The following is a 25,971-nucleotide window of genomic DNA, read 5'->3' on the forward strand; positions in this document are numbered from 1 at the left end:
AACAACCACATTGATAATTTTGTCGTTCATCGATATACCATAATTTTTAGCGATTGTAACCACTGCTGTATTCCTCCCGCTTTGTCGCACCTCTGCACCAGAGGTAGATTGGGCACCGTAATGGGTTCCGTCCATAATTGGTCAGGGAAGCAGCAATAGATTTTACGCATATGAAGAAAATAGCGCTTGCTTTTGTCGCAATGTTTACGGCTTTCAGCACCTTTTCACAAGGGGTTGTAAAACAGTCCACCTCCGGGTTCGACGTCGATCAGACTAATATTCCACATGGGCGGGTTGATTCTGCAAGTTATAAGTCAACAACCGTTGGCACAGCCCGAAAAATAACCATCTATACACCACCAGGATACGTTTCAACTAAAAAATACCCCGTTTTATACTTACTTCATGGCATTGGCGGCGATGAAAAGGAGTGGCTGAATGGCGGCAAACCACAGGTTATCCTCGATAATTTGTACGCAAACAAGAGGGTTGAGCCAATGATTGTGGTAATGCCAAATGGCCGCGCAATGGAAGATGACCGCGCAACAGGAAACATCATGGCGCCGGACAAAGTACAGGCATTTGCTACTTTTGAAAAAGACCTGCTGAACGATCTTATTCCTTTCATTGAAAAAAACTATCCCGTATATACCGATCGTGAGCACAGGGCCATAGCTGGTCTGTCAATGGGCGGTGGCCAGTCGCTGAATTTCGGACTTGGTAACCTTGATAAGTTTGCATGGGTGGGTGGCTTTTCTTCTGCTCCCAACACCAAAGCTCCGGCGGAACTACTGCCTGATCCCGCAAAAGCAAAGGAAAAGCTGAAATTGTTATTCATTTCCTGCGGCGACAAGGATGGGCTATTACGCTTTAGCGAACGAACCCATACCTATCTTTCTGAAAATGGCGTTCCGCATATTTATTATATCGAGCCCGGCGTCCACGATTTTAAAGTCTGGAAAAACGGTTTGTATATGTTCTCTCAACTGCTGTTCAAAGCTGTTGATACCACCACGTTTTCGCAATATAAATATGCAGCAAACGAACCCGGGTAACAACAAGGGTGGCTCAATCCTCGGCTCTCTTCAAATCTTTAACCAACATAAAGGTGCTCGCCGGTTTCGATCAGGTATCGGCTAATCCGGAGGGAATAATACTAATTATATGTTCCCCCCTTCCAAATCGATTGCGAACCGGGTGGTGAGGGGGATTGCTCCTGAGAACTGTTCGAAAAATACCGTGAGCAGAGCGATTGATTTCTTCTATAAGTTATGTTGCCTACAGATCATGATTGGTTTGTCCAAATTTGAACAGTCAGGTGCAAGTCGATTGGTTATTGTTCAGGAAGGGGGTAGTAGAAGAATTTTGGGCGTGCCCCCATTTCCGGCTGATGCCGGAATGGGGTCGGGCTTTCCGCTGCAAGTCCCGGCGCCAGGGCGCCGCGGCTTTCCGCTGCAATCCCTCACGCGAAAGGGCCTGCTCGCATCAAGTCTGTTTATACAGTGGAAGTTTCTGCAACATTTTTAAACAGTAACCGATTGCTACAAAACACGCGAAACGCAGCTGGGGAACGGCAACCTTGTGGCTTTTACCTGCGTGTACCTGGCAAACCCATTTGTTTGTAATAATACGCAACTCGTAGTGAAAACATGGCTAGCAAATTTAATTTAGAGGGTAGATTAGTTGTAAATTAAAGAATGTAACCGATTACACGAAAAAGAGCGCTATCTTACATTTTGTTTAAAGTTTAGTTTCAGCAGAGCCATAATGATAAATCAGACAACATTGATACTTAATGAGATAATTGTCCTGCAGCTACACTTTGAACATTTGTCGCATAGAAATCAACATTTCAGCTAGTCGTTCGACTAACACTATGTTAAATTTATCGTCTAATTGATTGCTAATACCAACCCAACCAAAGTCATATGAACAATTTTACCTGACCCTCCGCGCCCGAAAACGGGCATTGCCGCCAACCGGCCAGCCTGCTACTTCACCAAGGCTACTAACGAACCAACCCCCTTATCACATTACTTATTTAAAAGCATGAAAAATTTGTATCCGGATTTACCACTCGGCGGCGCTTGCCGGGCCTTAAAAAAGCTTTTGATAATCTGTTTACCATTACTTCTTTCCATTGTTTCACCACAGGCACAGGCCCAGAACTTAAGGGTTAATGGCCGGGTGGTTGATGAAAAAGGCGCACCAATGACCGGTGCCACTATCTCCGAGCGCGGCACCAAATCTACCGCAGTAACCCGCGAAGATGGTTCATTTACCATTTCTCTTTCTAAGTCGAAAACAGTACTTGATGTTTCTTTCGTTGGCTACTCTCAACAGCAATTTGAAACAGATGGTGCTGCTCCCATTGTTATAAGAATGGTGCCAGCCAGCCAGGCAATCGATAGCGTTATCGTTGTAGGTTACGGTAGACAACGAAAAGAAAGTGTTGTTGCTGCCATTACTCAAACTACCGGTAAAGTATTGCAACGGGCCGGGGGAGTTTCTAATATCGGCGCTGCCCTCACCGGGAATGTTCCCGGGGTAATTACGGTTCAGGGAACCGGCATGCCAGGGCTTGAAGATCCTCAGATTTTCATCAGGGGCCAGGGTACATGGAACAGTTCGGGTCCGCTGATCCTGGTGGATGGTATTGAGCGCTCCATGAATGGGGTTGATATCGGCTCGGTAGAAAGCATCTCAGTACTAAAAGATGCTGCAGCAACTGCGGTCTTCGGGGTTAAAGGTGCGAATGGAGTGGTTTTGATAACCACAAAAAGGGGAGTTGATGGTAAGGCCAACATTAATGTTATCGTGAACTCAACATTGAAATTGCCATCCCGGCTTCCCCAGAAGTACGATGCTTTTGATGCTTTAAGGATCAGAAATCAGGCAATTGAACGAGAACTAGGCGTAAACCCTGCATCTTGGCAGGATTACACCCCTCAGGCAATCATTGATAAATACCGCAGTCCGGCAAACTTGCAGGAGGCAGAACGTTATCCAAATATCGACTGGCAGGATGAGTCTTTACGAAAAGTAGCTACTGCGCAAAATGCTAACCTCAGTATTTCCGGCGGATCGGGTTTTGTAAAGTATTTTACTTCAGTCGATGTGCTTCATGAAGGTGATATCATGAAGATACCTAATAATAATAAGGGTTATGATCCGGGCTTTTTCTACGACAGGCTAAACCTTCGTGCAAACCTCGACTTCAAACTTACAAAGAGTACCACATTATCAACCAACCTTTCGGGCCTTCATGGCAAACGCCAGACGACCTATAGTGGTTTCGAATATGCATGGTACCAGGGCATTTACGGTAATGCTCCCGATCTTTTTTATCCCCAGTACAGCGATGGCTCTTATGGATATTATCCAAATGATCCAATCGCAACAAACAACCCTGCTCACATCCTTGGAAACAATGGGGTAAGAAATGAGAAGACAACACAGATGACTACGGATTTTATCCTTAGCCAGGATCTAGGCGCGCTTGTTAAAAACCTCAGTTTCAGGGCTTCGTATTCGTTAGACAATACTTTTCTTGCTGTGGGCGGTATAACTGATGGCGGAAGTACGATTACCAAATGGATCGATCCGAATACAGGGGCGGTTCGCTATGGAAATACTGCGGGCATTAACCAGTTTGACTATGTGGTACCGCAATGGGGAGTGGCATCAGATGCTTTCCAAAACAATGCAACCCGTAGAAGAACAGTTTACCAGGCGCAATTAAACCATTCAGCTAGAATCGGCAGGCACAATATTTCTACAATGGGCTTGTTTATGCGTAATGAGAGTGCTACTGGTAGCGCCTTCCCTGATTTTCGTGAAGACTGGGTTTTCAGAACAACCTATAATTATGGCAACAGGTATTTTGCCGAGTTTAATGGTGCTTACAACGGTTCACAAAAGTTTGGTCCGGATTACCGCTTCGACTTCTTTCCTTCCGCCGCTGTGGGCTGGACGTTAACCAATGAGCCTTTTATGAAGAAGGTTCCGTGGGTGTCCTCTCTTAAGGTTCGTGGTTCATACGGTTTAGTAGGAAATGATAATGTTGGAAACGCGAATTACCTGTATGTGACCCAGTGGAGCTTTGGTGGAGCATCTCGTTTGGGCGAGAACAATAACAACGCTAATAGCCCATACCAATGGTTCAGGGAGAGTGTGATCGGAAACCCCGAGATACATTGGGAAACAGTTGCAAAAGCTAATATTGGTGTAGACTACTCCTTATTCAGGGGCCTTATCGAAGGTAGTGTCGAATTATATCGCGACTATCGGACTGATGTCTTAATTGCCGGTAACCAAAGGGCAGTTCCCGTCTACTTCGGGGGCACACCACCACCGGCTAATCTGGGTGAGACAGTGGTGAAAGGCTACGAAATAGAAGTTAAGTTCAATAAAAACCTTAACAGGGATATGCGCCTCTGGGGCAACATTGCAATTACCCACGCAAAGGACCAGATTATTGACAGGGACGATCCACAATTATTAGATGACTATCTTAAACAGGCTGGCTACCAAATCGGCCAGACCCGTTCTCTCATCCGTACAGGCTACAATAATTCATGGGATGAGGTTTATGGAAGCACCAGGGTTGATCAAAACGACAACCACAAGCTACCAGGACATTTCAATCTCATCGACTTCAATGGTGATGGCGTTATCAATAACTTCGATAATGCGCCTTATGCCTTCCCGCAAAGACCTCAGAATACCTATACTGCCAGCGTAGGCTTCGACTACAAACGCTTTGCTGTATTCGTTCAGTTCTACGGTGTAAACAACGTAACACGCGAGCTTACACAAACAAACTTCAATGCTAAATTGAATTCGGTTTACCAGCAGGGTGACTATTGGTCAAAGGATAACCAGGATGCTGATGGCCCAATGCCAAGATGGAAATCATTGGCATACGGCACTGGGTATGGAGATTTCTTTCAATACGATGGTTCTTATCTGCGGTTAAAAACCGCCGAAATTTCCTACACCTTAAATCCGGCATGGGTAAAGAAAGCCGGGGTTCAATCTATGCGCCTGTTTGTTAATGGTAACAACCTTACGTTCTGGAGTAAAATGCCGGATGATCGTGAAGGTAACGTAGGTAACACCAACACTTCTGGACAGGGCGCATATCCAACCGTTCGCCGGGTCAACTTCGGTTTCAATCTTAGTTTATAACGATTAAAGTCTCAATATGAAAACGTATCTAAGAGCAATTTTATCTGTAAGTACACTACTTATAGTATTTGGACTAGCGTCCTGTAAAAAATATCTTGACAGGCCGCTGGACGCAAACATTTCTGAACAAGACGTGTTTACGAATTTCAGGAGTTTCCAGGGCTTCACGGAAGAGTTATACCATTGCCTGCCCGACATGTCGAAGAGCACATGGAACAACGAGTGGAATATGGGTGACGATATCCTGTCGACAACCAATGCACAATATCGGTTGGGTGCAGAGTTCGACAACGGAAACTACAGGGCTTGGCAAACCGGTGGTGGTGGCTGGGATAATAGCTGGCTCGACGACGGTGGTCCGAACACAAGTAACGACCCACATAGAAAGGGATTGTGGCCTTTAAGCTGGTACGGCATCCGTAAAGCAAACCTTGGGCTTGCAAACCTTGATAAATTGGTAACGGCTACCCAGGATGAAAAAAATGTCCTGAGAGGTCAACTACTGTTTTTCCGAGGCTTTTTTCACTTTCAGTTAATGAGTTTCTGGGGCGGGCTTCCCTATATCGATACTGTATTATCAAGTACAGCAAAACTGGAACTGCCTAGGTTAACTTACCGCGAAACAGCTCTTAGAGCCGCTAAGGATTTCGAAGATGCAGCTGCTCTATTACCAATCAATTGGGACAGTTCACCCGTTGGCGATCTAACCAAGGGCCTCAATCAACAACGCGTAACTTCATCAGTGGCGCTTGCCTATAAGGGTAAAGATTTGTTGTATGCAGCCAGCCCAATGATGAACCAACTAACAACAGGTGGTAACACTTACGACCAGGAATTGTGCAAACAAGCCGCAGAGGCATTCTCGAGGGTGCTCAAATTATCTGAAACCGGAGCGTCCCAGTACAAACTGCTGCCCTGGGATCGTTACAGTGAAAATGTGTTTACAATTTCACCAAACGGCAAACATCCTGGCTTTCCTGAGGTCATCTTTGGCCCACCAAGTTTTAGTCCCGGTAATTCAAGGTGGTCATTGGTAAATATGTTCATCCCACCACCATTGGGTGGAGAGGCCGGAATATCATCACCAGCTGCCAACTATGTTAATTATTTCGGTATGGCAAACGGTTTGCCCATCGACGCAGCCGGTTCAGGATACACTACTGCTGATCCATGGACTAACAGGGACCCACGGTTCTATAAGGCGATTACTTACGATGGCGTACGCATGATACGTGGTACCGCCAATGCTGCTTATCGTTTTGCTGAACTCTTCAATGGCGGAAACTTACGCCTCGATAATACCGCCAGCCGTAGCGGATACCTGGTTCGCAAATTTGTAACCGACGGTTGCAACAGTACCGACAACGAATGGAATAACATTAATATCGTAATTCCTTATCTGCGCTTAGCTGATGTTTACCTTATGTATGCTGAAGCAGTTGTGCAGGGATATGGAACCCCTCAAAGCAGTGTTCCAACTTTCATTTCTGCAATCGAAGCGGTAAATAAAGTAAGGGCGCGGGCTACAGTACCAGATGTGGATAGCAGGTACGCAAACTCAAAAGACGCTTTCATGGGCGAACTGATGAGGGAAAGAGCGGTTGAACTGGCTTTCGAAGGTTTGCGTTGGCATGACCTCCGTCGCTGGAATGTGGCCGAACAAATGAAGTACCGCGAAAAAACTGTTATTGATTTTGACCGTGGCCCGAATGGCAAGCCGCTCAACCTCAGGGAAAGAGTTGTTGTGACAAGGGTATTCGAAAAGAAACACAACTGGCTTCCTTTACCAAATAATCAGGTAAATCTATATCCCTCATTTGGGCAAAACGAAGGATGGTAATTAGTACCGGCCTTGGTTGTATCGGGTAAAATCAATGTCGTTTAGTTAAGAGATTGCTTTGGTTCCAGCCGGAGTATTTGAACGGGCATTGTTTCCTCTCCCGCAACTATACAGTTGAATGGGCGTTGAACTTCCGTCGGCATGAGCCGGACAGGCTCTTACTGCATACAATCAACGGTAACAGCAGGTGAACAAACGGCTTAACTAAACGACATCGTTTCAAAATCAATTAGCACTAAGGCATAAACGAAGGAGTTAATTTCAAAAGTTACTTAATGAAGTATTTCAAAATATGGATGGCATTCTTGGTAATTCTCTCGTGTCTTTGCAAGAATGTAGCAGCACAAGATGCTAACCAGGTTACAATTGTTTCAGTTATTTATGACAATAAGGGTCTCCCTGTCGCCAATGCGCTTGTAAGCGGCAATGGCGGGCAAACAACAGCTTACACTGATGAAAGTGGCAAATTTTCCATCACCGTACCAGCAAACGCCGTTGTTTTAATCAATGCCAAAGGATTCAAAATGCAGTCACTCCGGGCAGGTGCAATACCCGCGAGAATTGGCCTTACTGTAGACAATGAGGCCGAAATGATATACCTTCCTTTTAGTAGAGTCAATAGGCAAGACCGTCCGGGTGCAATCAGCGTATTAAATCCTGAGACATATATCGATCGCGACTATAATTTCACTGTCGAAGGTGGAATGAACGGGAGGGTAGCGGGCTTGTTATCCAGTAATAATATCTGGGGCATGGAGAATGCTATGGTGATGATTGACGGGATCCGTCGTGAATTTAGCGATATCACTTTTCCTGAGGTACAACAGATATCAGTTCTAAAAGGCATCAACGCAGTTGCGCTTTATGGTAGCCAGGCAGCCAAGGGCATTATCTTCATCACAACAAAAAAAGGTGAGGTCAATACGCGTAAAATAAGTGTTCGGGTAAATTCAGGTATTGCGCTGCCAAGGGCTCTACCAAACTACCTGAATTCTGCTGACTATATGACCTTGTATAATGAGGCACGCCGTAACGATGGTCTGCCGGAATTGTATACCCCTGCTGCTATCGAAAGTCATCGTACGGGAAATTCTTTTCGCTACCCCAATGTTGATTATTACTCATCAGAATACCTGAAGAAGTTTCAGAACGCTACCGATGCGAACGCTGAATTCTCCGGGGGATCAAATGTTGCACGATTTTACTCGAATGTTGGTTATTCAAACAGTACGACCCTGCTGAATGTGGGAGAAGGTAAAGACGAAGGCGACAACCGTTTAAATGTTAGGGGAAATGTCGATTTAAAGTTGAATGACAAGATATCCAGTTCGATTTACGTATCTGCAATATTCCGTGAAAGCCGCAGGGCTCGTAGCAGTGTTGCAGGTGCCAATTACTGGAACAATGCCGCTACGTTGCTTCCCAACAGATTTACCCCGCTTATTCCTATTAGTTCAATATCTCCTAACGACAAGGCTACGCTCGGTGTTGTAGGAGCAAGTCGTAATTTGATTAATGGACAATACTTATTAGGTGGACTGCAAAGCTTTCAAACGAACCCTATTGCCGACTTGTATGTAGCCGGATACGATAAAAACATACAACGTGTGTTTCAGGTTACAAATGAAATCAATGCCGACCTGGGTGCAGTAATTCAGGGCCTTTCTTTTCACACATTGTTCAACCTTGATTATTCAAACTCTTACCTGCAGTCGATCAGTAATACTTACGCGGTGTATACACCTACCTGGAGTGCTTCAGGCGATACGATTACCGGGCTCCAGAAATTCGGTGAAGATACCCGGCCAGGTACGCAGAATATCAACAACACAGCTCAGCGGCAGAATAATAGCTTTTCAGCGTGGCTGGGTTACGACAGAAGCCTGAATGCAGTTCATAACATATCTGCCAAGTTGCTGGGTTATACTTCATCTATTACCGTTAATGATATCTACCAGCCCATTACCAATTCACACCTGGGACTACAACTGGGTTATAATTACAAACACAGGTATTGGGCAGATTTCAGCGGTGCCTATATTAATTCTACCAGGTTGCCGGATGGTAACAGAACAGGATTTTCTCCTACCGCAAGTGTGGGATGGTTACTTACCTCTGAACGCTTTCTTGCGAATTCCAAAGCTGTCAATTACCTGAAACTGTCTGCATCTGCAGGCATCCTGGACACTGACCTGGATATTAGAAGAAACAATCAGGATGCATTTTACCTGTATAACAATATTTATGGACGTGGTACAACCTACAGGTGGAATGACGATGTTGCGGGTGCAAATCAAACCACTACCTCAAACCAGGGAGCAAGCCCTGACCTTGGTTTCCCAAGCAGAAAAGAAGTGAATGCAAGTCTCGAAGGTTCTTTCTTCAACAACCTGATAACACTTCAAACAACTGTCTTTAAAACAAAAATGGACGGTCTTGCAACACAACGATTCTCACAGTATCCAAACTACTTTAGCACATTTATTCCTTTCACCAATTATAATGCTGACCAACGTAGTGGATTTGATGTAATGTTTAACGTGAACAAAAAAGTTGGGAATGTTGAATTAAGTCTGGGAACAAACGCCACCTATGCGGTATCAAAAGTGATAAAACGCGATGAGCTCTTTTTAGATAGTTACCAGAACAGGGCTGGCAGACCAGTGGATGCAATTTTCGGCCTGGTAAGTAATGGTTTCTATATGGATCAAAATGAAATCAACAGCCAGTCAAGACAGTTGTTTGGTGAAGTGAAACCCGGAGATATCAAGTACGTTGATCAAAACGGAGACAAGTTGATTGACACAAGGGACGAAGTAATAATTGGTCGCTTTGTTGCCCCTTTTACTTACGGTATCAACTTCAATGTTGCTTATAAAAATTTCAATCTGTTTGTGTTAGGCACAGGTAGTAAAGGTGGAAATAATCTAAGAAATAACAACTACTTCTGGGTAAGTGGTGATTTAAAGTATTCTGATGTTGTACTTGGCAGGTGGACAGAAAGTACCAAAAGCACCGCCACATTCCCTCGTTTAAGTGCACAGCAGAGTGCTAACAATTTCCGTACTTCTGATTTCTGGCTTTATAGTACAGACAGATTTAACCTTAGCAAAGTGCAGCTTACCTACAACCTGCCTGAGAAAGTTTCAGGTAACGCCTTAATTAGAGGTTTGGTAGTATATGTCGCCGGCTCAAATTTGTACACGTTTTCAAAAAACCGTGAAATCCTGGATTTGTCCATTGCCAACACGCCTCAGTTCAGAAATTATATTGTAGGTATCAGGGCAAAATTTTAAAGAAACATCTTACGTAGTAAAACGATAATCATGGGTAAAAACTTACTGGTACTTCTTATAGTCGCACTAGCGTTCGGCGGCTGTAGAAAGAACCTTGTTCCTCTCGACGATAACCATCGCACATTAGAAGATATTTATGCTGACGCCGGCTATGCCGAAGGAATATTAATGAATGCTTATACAAGGCTTCCAACAAATACATACACGTTTACCGAAGTAGCCACAGACGATGCGGTGACCAACAACAAATTCAGCCCACTCCTTAACATGGCCCTGGGCTCATGGTCAGCTGCTAGTAACCCGGTTGATCAATGGAACAACTCTTATACCGCCATCATGTACTTAAACCTTTTTCTCCGGGAAGTTGACAGTGTTAACTGGGCGCCCATGAGTAATAAGGATGTCCGCAGGTTATTTTCGGATCGTCTGAAAGGCGAAGTTTACGGGCTAAGGGCACTTTTTATGTTTCATCTTCTTCAGTCTCATGCCGGTTACAGTACCAGTGGCGAACTATTGGGTGTGCCGATCATTACTGAAGCACTTGAACCAGGTTCGGACTTTAAAAGGCCACGTAATACATTTGATCAATGTATGCAGCAGATATATGCTGACCTTGCAGAGTCTGAGAAGTATCTTCCATTGGACTATCTCTTCCAGGATATTACAAACCCTTCTCAATTGCCCGCAAAATACGCTGGTGTTGCAACGGGCGATTATAACCGGGTGTTTGGCAGGTTTGCAAGGCAACGTATGTCGGGCCGTATTGTAAAAGCGATCAGAGCCAAGGCAGCCCTGCTTGCCGCAAGTCCGGCATTCAATCCACAGTCACTGCAAAGTAAGTGGGAGGCTGCAGCAAATTTTGCAGGAGAAGTGCTGACCTTAAATGGAGGTGTCAACGGCATGGACCCCCAGGGAGGTTTGTTTTACACTTCCACGAATATCAATGCACTTAATCTCAATCCATCGTCAGGTTCACCAGTTGAACAACGCGAGATGTTGTGGAGAGGCAATATTGTAAATACAAGCAACTTAGAAGTCGACAATTACCCTCCAACTCTCTTTGGAAATGGACGGGTTAATCCAACGCAAAACTTAGTTGACGCCTTTCCTATGGCAAACGGCTACCCCATAACCAATCCTGCAAGTGGATATGTAGCGACTAACCCGTATAATAACCGGGATCCTAGGTTGAGGAACTACATAGTTGTTAACGGCACCACCATGAGAAGTACTACCATCTTTACCAAGTCCGATAATCCCACAAACGATGCGGTTGATGTACTTCCCACCTCCACCAGAACCGGCTATTATATGCGCAAGTTGCTTAACGAAAGTGTGAACGCTAACCCCACCTCCATCAGCAATCAGCGACATTACCCGGTCCATATCCGGTACACCGAGATATACCTGATTTACGCGGAAGCAGCAAACGAAGCCTGGGGACCTACAGGTACGGGAACCCACGGGTTTTCGGCCCGCGATGTTATTGCCGCTATACGCAGGAGAGCGACGATAACTCAGCCGGATAATTACCTGGCAACAATTGGTACAAAAGAAGAGATGCGCAGCCTGATCCGCAACGAAAGAAGACTGGAACTGAGCTTTGAAGGTTTTCGTTTTTGGGACCTGCGCCGCTGGAAGGAAAACCTGAATGATCCTGCAAGAGGGGTGCTCATAAACAATAACGTTTACAACATCAGAACGGTGGAAAGCAGGCAGTATACCAATGATATGTATTATGGTCCTATTCCTTTAACCGAAGCACTGAAGGCCAATCTTCAACAAAACAAAGGCTGGTAAAATCGGTTTTACAATCATCAAGACAATTAACATGAAAAGACTTTTTTTAATATCCTCTTTATTCCTTCTTGTACTAACAGCCTGTAACAAGGATTGGGAATTTCCTGACTACAAGTTTTCTACGGTATATTTTCCTTATCAATCGCCGGTAAGAACGCTGGTACTGGGGGAAGATATCTTTGATAACACTTTGGATAACCAACGGAAGTTTTCCGTTATGGCTACCATGGGTGGTGTTTACGAAAACAAGAAAGATGTAACACTTGACGTTTTGGTAGAGAATACGCTTACCCAGCGGTTAAAATTCAATACGGCGACCGGTGATGATGTAGTTGCTTTGCCAGCTAACTATTATACTTTGCCTCAGGACATGAAGATCAGAATCCCTGCCGGCAAGGTTATGGGTGGAATGGAAGTTCAGCTTACTGATGCGTTTTTCGCAGATCCCCGCTCAATTAAAAATACTTTCGTTCTTCCCCTCAAGATTGTTTCGGTAACCAATGCAGACTCAATCTTAAAGGGCACAAGTAGCAAGACTACTCCTGATCCGCGTCAGGCGGGCGACTGGGGTGTAGCGCCGAAGGATTATGTGCTGTATGCGGTTAAATACATCAATCCTTTTCATGGTGCCTATTTGCGCAGGGGTATCGATGAAGTGAAAGGAAATAATGGAAACACTGCCCTTGATACCACAGTTGTTTATCGGAATGCTTTTGTAGAGCAAGACGAGGTGGTTAGCCTTTTCACCAGATCGCTGACACAGGATAGTATATCGTTAAACGCAAAGAACAAGGGGAATATCAATGCTCCATTCCGGTTGGTGCTAACCTTTGATAATGCCGGAAAATGTACCGTCTCGGCCGTTCCTTCTGCAACGTATACCGTTTCAGGTAGCGGGCAGTTCGTTAAAAAAGGCGACATGTGGGGAAATGAAAAAAGAGATGTGCTGCATTTGAAATACCAGGTTAATTTCGGTACTACTACACATAATCTTACCGATACGCTGGTAATGCGCGACCGGGCGGTTAAGTTTGAAACCTTTTCCATGGTCGTAAATTAATAATCCTCCAACCACATAACGCATAGGTCTTACAAAGCAAGCCCGGGCTTCTTACCGGGTTTGCTTTGCTACCAAACCAGACTTATTAAATCCATTAGGCTTTTCAGGCGCGGTGAGTTGACAATGGTCACTTCGCGCGCTATGACACGCATTGTTGTTCCGGTTTGCCGTTGATGCAAGCTGGAACAGCATTAGCAATGCTAATGAGGTTAACTGAAAGACATGAGCATCTCGTATGCTTGAAGTAGCACTCGTTAGGTAACAGCACTTCTTACCTATACTCTTTCCGGTTTAAACGAGGCAATGCACGAGTTGCTTTGACCCAATTGTATAATCGAACACCCACAATATTCTTTTCAATAACAATCATGAATTCGATGAAATCTTACCTGCTGCTATTAAGTACGCTTTGTATTGCAGTCCTGTTTAGCCGGTGCACGGGAAAGATGTCCGCGCAAAATGCTACGCAATCGTCGCGATCCACAAAAGGTCTTAAGGACTACTATAAAAATTACTTCACCATGGGGGTCGCTGTATCCCCACGGGAGTTAAGAACAGATGCAGCTAAGCTGGTTGCTGAACACTTTGCCAGTGTTACACCCGAAAACGCCATGAAGATGGGGCCGATACATCCCAGGGAAAATGAATACTTCTGGTCAGATGCCGATACCATTGTTGCCTTTGCCAAAAAGAATAAAATGAAAGTACGTGGTCATACCCTCGTATGGCATGCACAAACACCCAACTGGCTCTTTACAGGAGCTAATGGCGACACGGTATCGAAACAGCTATTGTTGCAAAGAATGAAAGATCATATCACTACTGTTGTTAACCGCTATAAAGGCAGCATCTATGCATGGGATGTTGTTAACGAAGCAATAGACGATAATAACCAGCTTTACCTGCGCAATACTGCATGGTACCGCATTTGTGGCGAAGAATTCATTGCCAAAGCATTCGAGTATGCACACGCAGCCGATCCCAAAGCAGTACTTTTCTACAACGATTACAACACCGAAAACCCTGGAAAGCGGGATCGTATTTTCAAGCTGGTAAAAGGTTTGAAAGACGCCGGTGTACCCATTCACGGAGTCGGTTTGCAGGGCCATTGGTCTGTAAACAACCCCAGTCGCGAAGAGCTCGAGCAATCGATAAAAATGTTTTCTTCTCTTGGTCTCCAGGTACAGGTCACCGAGCTGGATGTCTCGGTTTATGCGGGCCGCCAGGGTGGTCAGCTCATCAACGGACAGCGCGATACTTCAAGCACCTTTACAGCTGAAATGGAGCAACAGCAACTGGAGAAGTATAAAATGGTATTTGATGTATTTCGTAAATACAAAAAGGAGTTAACGGGTGTTACTTTTTGGAATATCTCTGATCGTTATAGCTGGCTTGATGGGCGCGGGCGCAAAAACTACCCGCTCCTGTTCGATAGAAACCTCCAGCCAAAAAAGGCCTTTTGGGAAGTTGTAAATTTTTAGAATTATTTGTCGTTTGTTTTAAGGGGCACGATGTGCTGCATGCCTTTACACCATCACCTTTAAACATGAAGGTGAACTACGCTAACAGCAATATGGGCCACCCCGCTAACCTGGTAACACGATGCCGATAATGGCTTTGGGTTACTAGGATTGTGGTTTGAAATGGACCAGGTGTGGCTCATGGACAGATCCTGCTCCGGTATGGTTTGTCAACCACAGATTGAAGAGCGCTATTAGAAGACCTTAGACGTTACGTTCTCACAATATCCGTTCAGGGCTTAGCAGAACTTCTCAACTAAAAATTAGATACAATAACCTTAAGCAGTTTTAGAAAAGGTCAATGCGATAACGGTTTGGAGCGATGTTTTCCCGCAGTCAACCTGCTTATAGTCATACCACCCGGCCAGTACCTAAGCTCAAGGGCTGCATGAGCTTCAGACTAAAAAAGCCTTGTTTCTTAGGTATAGACTCCAGGGTATCTGATAAAATAATTTCTTTAACTTGCTTCAGGGGCGAATAGTTTCCGGTCAACCAATCATTACTTGAATCCGGTAGTCAGTAGAAGCGGTTCTGGAGTGCTAATTCTTAGCGTGGTTATTTCCATACTTAAACTCCTTGCTTGGCCGCATTGGAGGTGCCAATTTCGAGCATTATCTGAATCACCAATGAACCCGGACAAGGTGTGATTCCCAAACTTAGCTTGATCCAAACCGTTTTCCTTGTTTCATTGCCAGCGAATAACTGATAGGGGATATGGAGTCTGTAGAATACTTAATTTACCTTACAATTTCGATCCTGTTTATCAGGTCGAAGATTCCCTAAACATTCATTGCATCTATTTCAACATTTCAGCTCTGTTAAAACCCGTCTTAATTATAATTTGAGTGAGATTAATTATGGTCATGCGAGTGGGTATTTAAATTGATCAAACCGGCTCAATCCACCACGCTAATCACATTTAAGTTTTCCTGAGTCCCATCAAAAAAATTAACCATTCAGTTTTTTGAGCATTTGTTTAATGCCGATCATACATCAAACGATTCCTGCATAAATATGAAAAAATTTCCAGCGAAAATGACCTGTGCAATTCTTGCACTTTCAACTTTGTTTATCTATGCGTCATTTACTACAAACACCCCGGATAAGATTTATTCCAATAGCGACAGTGTTTCAACCTGGCGTCAATACGGTGGTGGACCGGACCAGTCGAAATACTTTAGTGCTTCGCACATTACCAAAGAAAATGTGAGCCAGCTCAAGGTGGCCTGGGTTTATCCTACTGCCGATTCCTTTCCAAACTTTTTTAGTCCGATCGTTGTCGATACCATCATGTATGTGATGGCCAAAAACTCTTCGCTAGTAGCGGTAAATGCGCAAACCGGTAAAGAGATTTGGATACATGCCAACCTGCAGGGATTAACGCGCAGAGGAATGAACTACTGGGAGAGTAAAGACCGGAAGGACAGGCGCCTATTATTTACCCTGAACAATACATTGCAGGCTATTGATGCCCTGACCGGGAAGTCTGTTATGACTTTTGGCAAGGACGGTTATGTGGATATGAGGGAGGGCCTCGGCCGTGTTCCTTCGACCATCAGGAGAATGCAATCGATGATGCCCGGTGTTGTGTTTGAAGATCTTATCATTATGGGCTCAGCCCCTGGGGAAGGTTATTTTTCTGCACCCGGCGATGTCCGGGCTTATAATGTAGTTACCGGAAAGCTGGCCTGGACCTTTCATACCATTCCACGCCCCGGTGAATTTGGTTATGATACCTGGCCAAAAGATGCCTATAAATATGTAGGCGGCACAAACGTATGGAGCGAAATCTCTATTGATGCTGCAAGAGGCATTGCCTACCTGCCCATTGGTTCGCCAACGTACGACTTTTATGGTGCTGACAGAACCGGAACCAACCTATTTGGCAACTGCCTTGTTGCACTAAATGCCCGTACAGGAAAACGGATTTGGCACTTTCAAACGGTGCACCATGATCTTTGGGACTATGACCTTTCTTCTGCACCTCAATTAATCACGGTAAAAAAAGAAGGCAAAAATGTTGATGCCGTTGCTGTCGCAACCAAACACGGTTTCATGTTTGTATTCGACCGGTTAAACGGTAAACCAATATTCCCTATTGAAGAAAAGCCTTTTCCTGCAAGTCAGATGCCGGGCGAGAAATCGTGGCCCACCCAACCCATTCCAACGGTCGTACCTGATTTTACCAGGCATGCGGTAACCAAAGAAATGCTCAACCCTTATTTACCTGAAGATGAAAAACAGAAATGGTATAAGCGGATCGCAGCTGCAAAATCAGGACTATTTATGCCCCTCTCTGATAAGTATGAAACCATTGCGTTACCCGGTGCTTTAGGCGGTGTAAATTTTGGCAATACTGCGTCAAACCCGGGCAAGGGAATGGTGTATATCCTCACCCAGGAGTACCCCTCTGTATATAAACTTGAAAAGGTTAAGTCAGCACGTGAACTGATGTCCAAAGACGAGGTAGAGAGAGCCAAGTCGATATTATCTACGAGTTGCCGCTCTTGCCATGGCGACAACCTGACCGGAAGAGGTATAGCACCTTCCATTGTTACTTCCGGACAGCGGATGTCATTCGAAGAATTCAAAACAGTTTTGTCGGTTGGCCGTGGTCAGATGCCTGGTTTTGCCCATATCGACGAACAAAGAATGATTGCTGTTCACCGCTACCTCGGTGGTAGTCCTCTTCCAAGAGCAGGTTTTGGTCCCAGAAGAAGTCAGGCATCAAGAACCCCGGAGGGACCTGTAGTGGCTTCGGGTGGCGCACCAGTTAAACCAGATGTAGACCCGGTTCCCGCAATGAATGATTATCCTAAACCGGTACCTCATCCGGCAAGCCGCTACACAACAGATTACGGTACCGCATGGCCCAATTTGTTGGGGCCAACCTGGGCATGGGTTATGGCATATGATCTTAATAGCGGTACCGTAAAATGGAAACAACCACTCGGCGAAGATTCGGCTGCTATGGCCAGGGGTGATAAAACATCCGGCGCCGTAAACGGCTCGCAACGTAAAGGCATGATTGTTACATCAACCGGGGTGCTCTTTTGTAACGGTAAGGGTGGAAAATTATATGCTTATGATGCAGATAATGGAAAACTCTTATGGGAGACCACGTTAAGTAATGAGTCAAATGCCCAGCCGATAATGTATGAGTTGAATGGTAAACAATTCCTCGTGGTTAATTCAACAGCAGGTTTCTCCAGGGATAGTTATGACCACTCTAAAAAGGCTGGTGCTTTACCAAGGGGTTATGTAGTGTACTCGTTGCCTTAAGCAAGCAGTATAATGATGAAGTATGAATCATGAATGCATTTATACTTCATCATTCCCATTGCGGGCGCAGCAAAGCAATCCCGTGTTAATGCAGAAGTATGAATGATGAATGCATTTGTACTTCATCGTTCGTCATTGCGCGCGCAGCAAAGCAATCCCAAGTTGTAGCATCGTAAGCATATGTTAGCAGAAGCAAACCCTTGCCAATCGTCATTGCGCGCGCAGCAAAGCAATCCCGTGTTAATGCAGAAGTATGAATGATGAATGCATTTGTAATCTGCAATTCGTCATTGCGCGCGCAGCAAAGCAATCCCTTTATTTAATTTTGAAGTATGAATGATGAATGCATTTGTAATCTGCCAATCGTCATTGCGCGCGCAGCAAAGCAATCTCATGTTGTGGCATCGTAAGCATATGTTAGCAGAAGCAATCCCTTGCCATTCGTCATTGCGCGGCAGCAAGGCAATCCCATGTTAATGCAGAAGTATGAATGATGAATGCATTTGTAATCTGCCAATCGTCATTGCGCGCGCAGCAAAGGAATCTCATGTTGTGGCATCGTAAGCATAATATTAGCAGAAGCAAACCCTTGCTTATCGTCATTGCGCGCGCAGCAAAGCAATTCCTTTTTTCTAATGATGAAGTATGAGTGAATATCGTTTACTTAACGTGAGTTGCAGAAATTGGTGAATAAAGCGATGCGGTACAAGGGAGTGACACAACGATGGCAAATAGAATTGCCACAGCTGGTCACCAAAGATTTCTCTTAAGTAAACGACATTGAACTATGAATGATGAATGCATTGGTTATCTGCCATTCATCATGCTTACTGCTCACCGGAGCAATCCGAAGTTGTGGCGTCGTAAGCATATGTTAGCAGAAGCAAACCCTTGCCAATCGTCATTGCCCGCGCAGCAAAGCAATCCCATGTTGTAGCATCGTAAGCATGTGTTAGCAGCAGCAAGAACCAAGGCAAAAAAAGGGCCCTGTGTAAAACAGGGCCCTGGACGAACCTTCAGGATTAGTAAGAATCTAAAGGTAAATATCGCTCATTTTATCGCTGGTCATCTTCACCCGCCACATCATAACCTCTCCACTTATAAGCTTTGGCAAGTTTTGCAGCTGCTGGCCATGCAACCTTGTGTTGTTCGCTGGCTACCCACTTGCGCCGGTTTTCTTCGGTATCAAATGCAATTTGTACCTGGTAATTGTATTCTGTTGGTTCAGCTTCAATTGATTTGCTGACATCTGCCGGAAACATGCGCAGCAACTTTGACCAGAGATAACCCGTTTGAACTTTCATTGCGGGAACATAAATGGAAGAATACATTTTTTCAAATGCTTCGCTGTTTTCTTTTGTTACGGTAAAGTCCATCTGCAATGCAATGCCTTTGGTTTTATCGGCAGGCTTCCTGGTCCCCTGGTCCTGGAGCTTATCTGTACTAATACCAACGACCAGTAACTGCAACTCGGTATTACCACGGTTTGATAATTTTAATGTTTCGCCTACCTTAACAAAAAAGGCATCATCCGCTTTAACAGCTGTAGAGTCACCATTGATGGTAACCGTACCCGAGCCATTCATAACATAATACACCTCTTCAATACCCGCCACCGGGCGCGGCTCACCAGAGCCACCCGCAGGTATCACAACATGGTCAACATGGTTCCAGTTGGTACCAAATACACCGGGACCCAGCTCGCGACGATATAGCGCACCACTGCCGGGGTAAGCTGTATTATTTGCCCTGAGGCCCTCCCGTTTTAACTGGCTGGAAACAAATACCGGGATAGGATCCAGGTGTGCGCCCACACGTGTATCGCCGAGATCAAAGTTTTCTGAACGGCCTTTTACCTGGCTCACAGCGAAGTTGAGCCATTTAACAGGTTGTGCTGTTGCATTATAAATTGCATGTGCATCGCCTAATTTACAAGGAACAAGCGCAGGGGCCTTTAACCTGGAGGTATGACCGTTAATGGTAAATTCTGCTTCACCACTAAGGAGCACATACATCTCTTCGATGCTGTGGTGAAAATGGTGGCCAATACCACTTTTTGGTTCTATCACGCCGGCGTGCAGGTAAAGAAAGTTGGTCGATAATGCCTGGCGTCCGATTAATTCGGTAAAGCCCATTTTTCCTGCTCCCGCATGCACTGCAGACAATGACCGGTATTTGGCTGGGTCATTTTGGATAACCCGTTTACTGTTTGCTTGTGCACAAACTGTTAAACAGGTGAGGACTGTGGATAATAGTAAAAGAGATCGGTTCATGTTGATGAAATTTGCCCCATAAAGGGAGAAAATGTTTGAGTTACTCTGATCAGCAATTGCCTGGAACGGCTCACCTCGGTCTACTTCACCAGGTTGTTCCGAACGGGTTTAGCGCTTTTCTTGGCTGTTCCTGAAAGATGAGTCTTAGCCATCAACGGCCAGCCGGAGAATGTGCACATGGATTAGAAAATCATAATTACAAAAGCGCATGTATGATAAAACGCTTTACGCGTTTGTTTACCGCTTTTTTGCAAATGACTTTTGGTCGTTGTTTATTAGTGTAAGTTGTTTTAAAGTTTATCGCCGGCAGGCAGGTGTAATCATTCTGCCCGGCAAATCAATGGGCAACTTTGGTCTTTAAGATCTTATTCCACTTATAGTAAACCCAAAATAAAGGTTTACGATCAATGAAAGCGGACCATAGTGAAAGCCTGAAGTTGCCCAAAGCTATGCGGATGAATGGAGGGTCGCCCCCCGTCCGAACCCGGTTCATCCGGGCGGGCGTCCGACTTGCGCAGCCGGGCGGGCAAGCAAAGCCTCCATGAAAAACAAATGTTCGCGACCAAGAAAAGTTTTCCTGTTTGTGAAAGAATAATCGGTTCAGATCACTATGCAAAAAACGGAACATTAGGTGTTGCATATTTTTTCATTGCCTCAATATTCAGATCAACCCCGATACCTGGCTTCTCAGAAACCCTGATGTAACTATCTTTTACCCAGTTTGCTTCATCAAAAGTTACAATCTCCCTGAACATGGGTTCTGTATGAAAATAAGATTGCCACTCCATCAGGTGGAAGTTAGGCACGGTAACACAAACGTGTGCACAGGCCATAGCTCCAAGTAAAGAAGCCACCATGTGCGGAGAGAAAGGAACATAATACATGTTGGCAAGATTAGCAATACGCTGACCTTCACCCAGGCCACCACATTTTTGCAAGTCAGGCATTACGATGTCTACACCATTATCGAGCAATTGCTTGAAACCATAACCAAGATATACGTTTTCGCCCGCAGCAATTGGTGTATTCGTTTCCGCTGCAATTGACTTGAATGCAGCATAATTCTCTGCCGGAATGGGCTCTTCTAACCAGGTAAGGTTTAAGGGCTCTACTTTTTTAGCGATAGCCTGTGCGGTTGCAAAATCGTACCGGCCGTGCATATCTACGCAAAGGTCAATTTTCGGCCCGACTGCTTCACGTACGGCAGCAAGCTGGTTGTACATCCTTTGTAATTCACCAGGGCTGGCCGTCCAGTTATAGCGGTCCTTCTTATCCGGATCAGATGCATAATCCAGGTCAAACTTTAACGCGTCGAAGTTCCACTTTTTGATGGCTTCTTTACCTGCGTCAGCAAAGTCTTTGGGTGTAGGAAATTGATTACGGTAAAGTGCTGTATCGCAGTATACCCTAACCCTGTCGCGGAGCTTGCCACCCAGCAACTGGTAAACAGGCATGTTATAAGCTTTCCCGGTCAAATCCCACATGGCTGTTTCAATAGCCGACAGTACTGCTACATACATACCTGATTGTCCGCCGCCGAAGTGAGCGCTCCTGCGCAGGTCTTCAAATATTTTATGCGGGTTCAACGGGCTTTGGCCCCTTAATCTTCTGCCAAGGTTTTGTACCAGGTGATAGGTGCCGCCGATGGCGTCTACACCTTCGCCCAAACCATAGATATCCTGGTTGGTAAAGATTTTTACAAAAAGGCTACCACGGATATATCCACATTTTACATCGGTAATTTTTAAATCGGATGGGGGAGAGCTCATTGGCGTTTTCTCAATCGCGTCCTCCATTGGCCTGCCAAAGGTTGCCAGTGGGGCAAGTGGGGCCAGGGCTGCCGCGAGCCCGGCTTTTGATAAAAATGATCGTCTTGAATTCGACATTGTAATCGTTTTAATTTTTCTGAAATGGAGTTGAGTATTCGATTTAAATGGTTGATCCCGCTACTAACTTAGGTCTTAGAAGGTGTTGGTTTGTACGCCGCTTTCTCTTTGTTTGATAATTTCCTGCACCTGCTCTTTGCCAACCGGTAATTTGTTCACGTTGTCTTTAAGCCATTGTGTGAAGTCTTTCTGAATGGGATCGGCCCATCTTGTATCAATCTGTCCGGAAGTATATTTTCCTTCACGTATACGGGTTTGACCGAACAGGTCTTCCAAACGGACACGTTCAGAATTCTTTACCACTCTCTCTGCCAAATGTGGTGGAATAAACATAACCATTCCCATTTTGCCTAATACCACATCGCCGGGCATTACCGTTACACCGTGAATATTCGTTGGCCTGTTAATTCCTACAATCATCGTTGTGAGGTCCCTGTTATTTCCGCCTCCGGGATTATGAAAGGAAGGATCGTAACTATTGAAGTAAGATGTAAAACCATTAAACTCCTTCAAACCTTCTACATCTCTTAATGCACCATTATAAACAATGCCATTACCGGTTCTCGTGTAAATATCTGTACCTACTCTATCTCCAATGGTAGGGCCATTCTTTTTTGCGCCAAATTGATCAGCAACATATACGTCACCCTTTTGCAACTGTTCTACGGCCCAAACATTTTGAGCCCGCCTGCCCACCTTTTTTCCGTCGGCAGTTATCACGCTGTCTTTCCTGCCCATCGAATCGATGGCTCTCCATACATCGGGGCGACCCGGCATAAACGTGGCGGTAAAAGCACGACCGACAAGTACACTATCAGGGTTGATGATCTGTCCCCAGCCTTCAGCAATTTGATACCTGAAGCCTCCTTGCCCCTGCACTACTTCCCATGCTTCTTCTATCGTTACAGCTTTCATTCTTTTAAGAATATCATCTGTTACTTTAGGTCGCCCATCGTGGAAACGATCGCCTTTCCAGTCAGGGGTTAGTGCAATAAGCTCTTCTTTGCTGGCCTGCACATATTGTGCTTGCAGGTGAGTTGTGAATACCACTAATAAGGAAAGCAAAAACAAACGTTTGGTTTTAGACATACCGGCTTATATTTTAAATGAACAATGTTTTAGAGGATATCTGCTTTTAAAACTTCTTTTTCGTCGGCGATTTTTTCGTTGTCCACCAGGTCATCTTTTGGCACACGGTTATGCCACCAACTTGAAAGCAACGAGCCGGTGATATTCATCATTGGTCCGAAAACAGCAGGAGCCAGCGCAACTGCAGGACTGGTACTAATCTTAGACGCTAACGCTGATGCGAGTCCTGCGTTCTGCATACCCACCTCCAGTGCGATTGTCCGGCTATCTCTTTCATTAAACTTGAACAATCTTGCTGACCAGTAACCTAATAGATAACCCAGTGTATTGTGAATGAATGTTGCGAGTACGATTAAGGCACCAACCTGTAAAAGTGCATCTCTTCCTTTTGCGATAATGATAACCAGGATCAGCACAATACCAATCATCGAAGTAATCGGCAGCACCTTGTTCAGCCATGTCGCCTTTCCTTTCAGCAGGTAGCGCAACAGCATACCTGCAGCTACAGGAATAACTACCATCTTCACCATTTCCCAAACCATATCGAGGAGGTGAATGGTAATAAAACTTCCTCCGAGGAACCGCATAAGCAAGGGGGTTAGTAAGGGTGCCAGTAAGGTTGACACCGTGGTGACAGATACAGACAGCGCCAGGTTGCCACGCGATAAATAACACATCACATTTGATGCGAGGCCACTGGGAGAACAACCAACGAGTATGATACCGGCTGCTATTTCGGGAGGAAAATTAAACATATTGGCCACACCAAAACCTATCATGGGCATAATGGTATAGTGGCAAACGATTCCGATTATTACACCTTTTGGCATCTGGAGGATACGACTAAAATCCTGCATACTCAACTCGGTACCCATACCAAACATGATGAGCTGCAACAGCGGTACGATAATAAGCGAAAGGTTGAAGCCCCCTAATGTTTTAAAATAATCAGGGTAGTACATAGACAGGCTCACCGCCGCAAAAATCAGTACGGTGTAAGAAAACCCTTTCAGGAATTTGTTTCCCCTGAAAGCAACCACAAGGCTCAGGAAGAACAGCATCAGCAGCCATCCGCCATACTGATGCATTTGCTGAATGCTTACAAAAATCCAGGCTGCCAAAAAGATACCGGCAGCAACGTAGCAAAGATTATAGATCGTGTTACTTTTCATACGAGCAATCATATTGATTTAAAAAACGGGTTAGTTTCCGGCGTCTTGTTGCAAACCTGCAATTGCTTCAAATTCATCAAACAGCTTTACACTTAGTCTTTCAAAAATCTCGAAGTGCTTCATATATACTTTGTGGTGCTGCGCATGGGGAAGAAAACTGTCGGGCAGTTTCACCGTTTTTGCAGCTTCTTCCAGGTTTTCATATTGGCCGTTTTCTGTTGCGGCGAGTAAAAAGGAGCCATAAGCCACACTGTCTGAACCTGACCCCTGCTTTATATGAACGGGCTTGTTAAAAATATCAGCCATCATTTGTGTCCAGAAAGGATAAGAAGCAAATGTGCCGTTTGCAGAAAGACTGGTGTACGTGCGATGTTCTGAAAGGCTTTTGCCGATGTTATAAAAGGCATATAAAATTCCTTCGATAGTGGCGCGCACAAAATGCTTTTGTTCGTGCTTTATGTTCAATCCAAAATAAACACCCCGTGCATTTGCATTCCAGATCGGCGCCCTTTCTCCCTGCAGGTACGGAAGAAAAATCAATCCATCAGATCCCACGGCAACCTTGCCTGCCTCATTAATCAGGTTCTCCATACAGTCCTCGAGATCGAAGGCTTTCTTGAAATCACCAAATTGTTTGGCATACCACTCAAACACCGCACCCGCATTGTTGGTCGGCCCCCCGGAAACATAGTTTCCTTCGGTTAGGAGGTAATTAAATATGCGTTGCTTTTCATCCTGTAGTACTTCTTTGCCGATCACGCGCACGGCCCCACTTTCTTCAAGCGTTACCGTTGCTTTTCCATCACCCCAAACGCCTGCGCCTAGTGTCGCCATACATCCGTCGCTTGATCCGACAATGATTTTAACCTTATCGTGCAGGCCCAACGACTTTTGATATTCTTTCTTTATTTTTTTTGGTGAATAAAAAACCGATACGAGATCCGCCAGCCTTTCCGTTTTTATACCGCTATGCTTTAGTGCATCAGCTTCCCAGTTCAAAGTATGAATATTTAGCATTCCGGTTGCAGAAGCCACACTGTAATCAATTACATATTCACCGGTTAGTTGCTGTATGATGTACGATTTCAGCGAAATGAACTTTTTTGTTGCCTGGAAGCGATCCTTGTCATTATTTTTTAACCACGTAATCTTATTGAGTGGTGACATGGGATGTATCGGGGTTCCGGTTTCTTTGTACAAAGATTTTCCAAGCTCGGAATTTTTTAGATCGTTTGATTCTTTTTTAGCCCGGTTATCCGACCAGACAATCGCGTTCCCAATAGGTGCCCCATTTCTGTCAATGGGCAATACACTATGCATGGCAGAACTAAAGCATATACTTACAACCTTGTAATTTTTGGGATGGATTTTATCGTTTAAGAAATTTTTCAGCAAGTACAACAGCGTAATGAAAATCTGCTCAGGGTCCTGCTCACTGAAATCCGGCTTTTCATGGAAAGTAGGATAGGCACCTTTTAGGGAGCCAAACATTTTTCCCTGCATAGTACAGGCAACAATTCTTATTGCTCCTGTTCCTATTTCTATTGTGATAATACATTCCAT

General features: G+C 44.9%; 14 protein-coding genes. 9 read left to right on the forward strand and 5 right to left on the reverse strand.

What is annotated here, in order from left to right; translation table 11 throughout:
* The first annotated feature begins 170 nt into the window (after positions 1–170).
* From EXU57_RS16760 to EXU57_RS16795, 8 genes are all read left to right on the forward strand, one after another.
* Positions 171–1,055: an alpha/beta hydrolase gene (locus tag EXU57_RS16760; RefSeq protein WP_133269391.1), complete on the forward strand. Its 885-nt coding sequence runs from the start codon at positions 171–173 to the stop codon at positions 1,053–1,055.
* Between the two features lie 994 nt (positions 1,056–2,049).
* Positions 2,050–5,190 carry a SusC/RagA family TonB-linked outer membrane protein gene (locus EXU57_RS16765; protein ID WP_133269392.1) on the forward strand — a complete coding sequence of 1,047 codons (3,141 nt, stop codon included), beginning with the start codon at positions 2,050–2,052 and terminating at the stop codon, positions 5,188–5,190.
* A gap of 16 nt (positions 5,191–5,206) precedes the next feature.
* Positions 5,207–7,030, forward strand: coding sequence for a RagB/SusD family nutrient uptake outer membrane protein (locus tag EXU57_RS16770; protein ID WP_133269393.1), 1,824 nt, complete (start codon positions 5,207–5,209; stop codon positions 7,028–7,030).
* A gap of 275 nt (positions 7,031–7,305) precedes the next feature.
* The gene (locus EXU57_RS16775) at positions 7,306–10,326 is read left to right on the forward strand and encodes a SusC/RagA family TonB-linked outer membrane protein (RefSeq protein WP_133269394.1); all 3,021 of its coding nucleotides are present in this window, start codon (positions 7,306–7,308) and stop codon (positions 10,324–10,326) included.
* Between the two features lie 30 nt (positions 10,327–10,356).
* The gene (locus EXU57_RS16780; RefSeq protein WP_133269395.1) at positions 10,357–12,126 is read left to right on the forward strand and encodes a RagB/SusD family nutrient uptake outer membrane protein; all 1,770 of its coding nucleotides are present in this window, start codon (positions 10,357–10,359) and stop codon (positions 12,124–12,126) included.
* 31 nt (positions 12,127–12,157) lie between these two features.
* Positions 12,158–13,186 (forward strand): DUF5627 domain-containing protein, encoded by a 1,029-nt coding sequence (locus tag EXU57_RS16785; RefSeq protein ID WP_133269396.1) that lies wholly within the window; start codon positions 12,158–12,160, stop codon positions 13,184–13,186.
* 368 nt (positions 13,187–13,554) lie between these two features.
* Positions 13,555–14,667 carry an endo-1,4-beta-xylanase gene (locus tag EXU57_RS16790; protein ID WP_133269397.1) on the forward strand — a complete coding sequence of 371 codons (1,113 nt, stop codon included), beginning with the start codon at positions 13,555–13,557 and terminating at the stop codon, positions 14,665–14,667.
* 1,053 nt (positions 14,668–15,720) lie between these two features.
* Positions 15,721–17,988 (forward strand): PQQ-binding-like beta-propeller repeat protein, encoded by a 2,268-nt coding sequence (locus EXU57_RS16795; protein ID WP_207955508.1) that lies wholly within the window; start codon positions 15,721–15,723, stop codon positions 17,986–17,988.
* A gap of 1,055 nt (positions 17,989–19,043) precedes the next feature.
* Here EXU57_RS16795 and EXU57_RS16800 read toward each other — a convergent pair.
* Positions 19,044–20,261 (reverse strand): cupin domain-containing protein, encoded by a 1,218-nt coding sequence (locus EXU57_RS16800; RefSeq protein ID WP_133269398.1) that lies wholly within the window; start codon positions 20,259–20,261, stop codon positions 19,044–19,046.
* A 208-nt stretch (positions 20,262–20,469) separates the two neighbouring features.
* On the opposite strand from EXU57_RS16800, the gene EXU57_RS25190 reads away from it, so the two are divergent.
* Positions 20,470–20,622, forward strand: coding sequence for a hypothetical protein (locus tag EXU57_RS25190; protein ID WP_165958182.1), 153 nt, complete (start codon positions 20,470–20,472; stop codon positions 20,620–20,622).
* Positions 20,623–20,869: 247 nt separating this feature from the next.
* Here the strand turns inward: EXU57_RS25190 and EXU57_RS16805 are convergent, their stop codons facing one another.
* The 4 genes from EXU57_RS16805 to EXU57_RS16820 all read right to left on the reverse strand — a co-directional run bounded on the left by EXU57_RS16805 (position 20,870) and on the right by EXU57_RS16820 (position 25,971).
* The gene (locus EXU57_RS16805; RefSeq protein WP_133269399.1) at positions 20,870–22,147 is read right to left on the reverse strand and encodes a mandelate racemase/muconate lactonizing enzyme family protein; all 1,278 of its coding nucleotides are present in this window, start codon (positions 22,145–22,147) and stop codon (positions 20,870–20,872) included.
* Positions 22,148–22,222: 75 nt separating this feature from the next.
* Positions 22,223–23,236 (reverse strand): RraA family protein, encoded by a 1,014-nt coding sequence (locus EXU57_RS16810; protein ID WP_133269400.1) that lies wholly within the window; start codon positions 23,234–23,236, stop codon positions 22,223–22,225.
* A gap of 29 nt (positions 23,237–23,265) precedes the next feature.
* Positions 23,266–24,408 (reverse strand): bile acid:sodium symporter family protein, encoded by a 1,143-nt coding sequence (locus EXU57_RS16815; RefSeq protein ID WP_133269401.1) that lies wholly within the window; start codon positions 24,406–24,408, stop codon positions 23,266–23,268.
* Positions 24,409–24,438: 30 nt separating this feature from the next.
* Complete coding sequence (locus EXU57_RS16820; RefSeq protein WP_133269402.1) at positions 24,439–25,971, reverse strand: gluconokinase; 1,533 nt, start codon at positions 25,969–25,971, stop codon at positions 24,439–24,441.

Origin of the sequence: Segetibacter sp. 3557_3 (assembly GCF_004354985.1) — a bacterium.
In the GTDB taxonomy this organism is placed as follows: Bacteria; Bacteroidota; Bacteroidia; order Chitinophagales; family Chitinophagaceae; genus Segetibacter.

Coding starts and splice junctions, on each gene's coding strand:
- EXU57_RS16765 (WP_133269392.1), top strand. CDS start 2,050: ATGAAAAATTTGTATCCGGATTTACCACTCGGCGGCGCTTGCCGGGCC.
- EXU57_RS16770 (WP_133269393.1), top strand. CDS start 5,207: ATGAAAACGTATCTAAGAGCAATTTTATCTGTAAGTACACTACTTATA.
- EXU57_RS25190 (WP_165958182.1), top strand. CDS start 20,470: ATGTATGATAAAACGCTTTACGCGTTTGTTTACCGCTTTTTTGCAAAT.
- EXU57_RS16775 (WP_133269394.1), top strand. CDS start 7,306: ATGAAGTATTTCAAAATATGGATGGCATTCTTGGTAATTCTCTCGTGT.
- EXU57_RS16795 (WP_207955508.1), top strand. CDS start 15,721: ATGAAAAAATTTCCAGCGAAAATGACCTGTGCAATTCTTGCACTTTCA.
- EXU57_RS16805 (WP_133269399.1), bottom strand. CDS start 22,147: ATGTCGAATTCAAGACGATCATTTTTATCAAAAGCCGGGCTCGCGGCA.
- EXU57_RS16790 (WP_133269397.1), top strand. CDS start 13,555: ATGAATTCGATGAAATCTTACCTGCTGCTATTAAGTACGCTTTGTATT.
- EXU57_RS16815 (WP_133269401.1), bottom strand. CDS start 24,408: ATGAAAAGTAACACGATCTATAATCTTTGCTACGTTGCTGCCGGTATC.
- EXU57_RS16760 (WP_133269391.1), top strand. CDS start 171: ATGAAGAAAATAGCGCTTGCTTTTGTCGCAATGTTTACGGCTTTCAGC.
- EXU57_RS16780 (WP_133269395.1), top strand. CDS start 10,357: ATGGGTAAAAACTTACTGGTACTTCTTATAGTCGCACTAGCGTTCGGC.
- EXU57_RS16800 (WP_133269398.1), bottom strand. CDS start 20,261: ATGAACCGATCTCTTTTACTATTATCCACAGTCCTCACCTGTTTAACA.
- EXU57_RS16820 (WP_133269402.1), bottom strand. CDS start 25,971: ATGGAATGTATTATCACAATAGAAATAGGAACAGGAGCAATAAGAATT.
- EXU57_RS16810 (WP_133269400.1), bottom strand. CDS start 23,236: ATGTCTAAAACCAAACGTTTGTTTTTGCTTTCCTTATTAGTGGTATTC.
- EXU57_RS16785 (WP_133269396.1), top strand. CDS start 12,158: ATGAAAAGACTTTTTTTAATATCCTCTTTATTCCTTCTTGTACTAACA.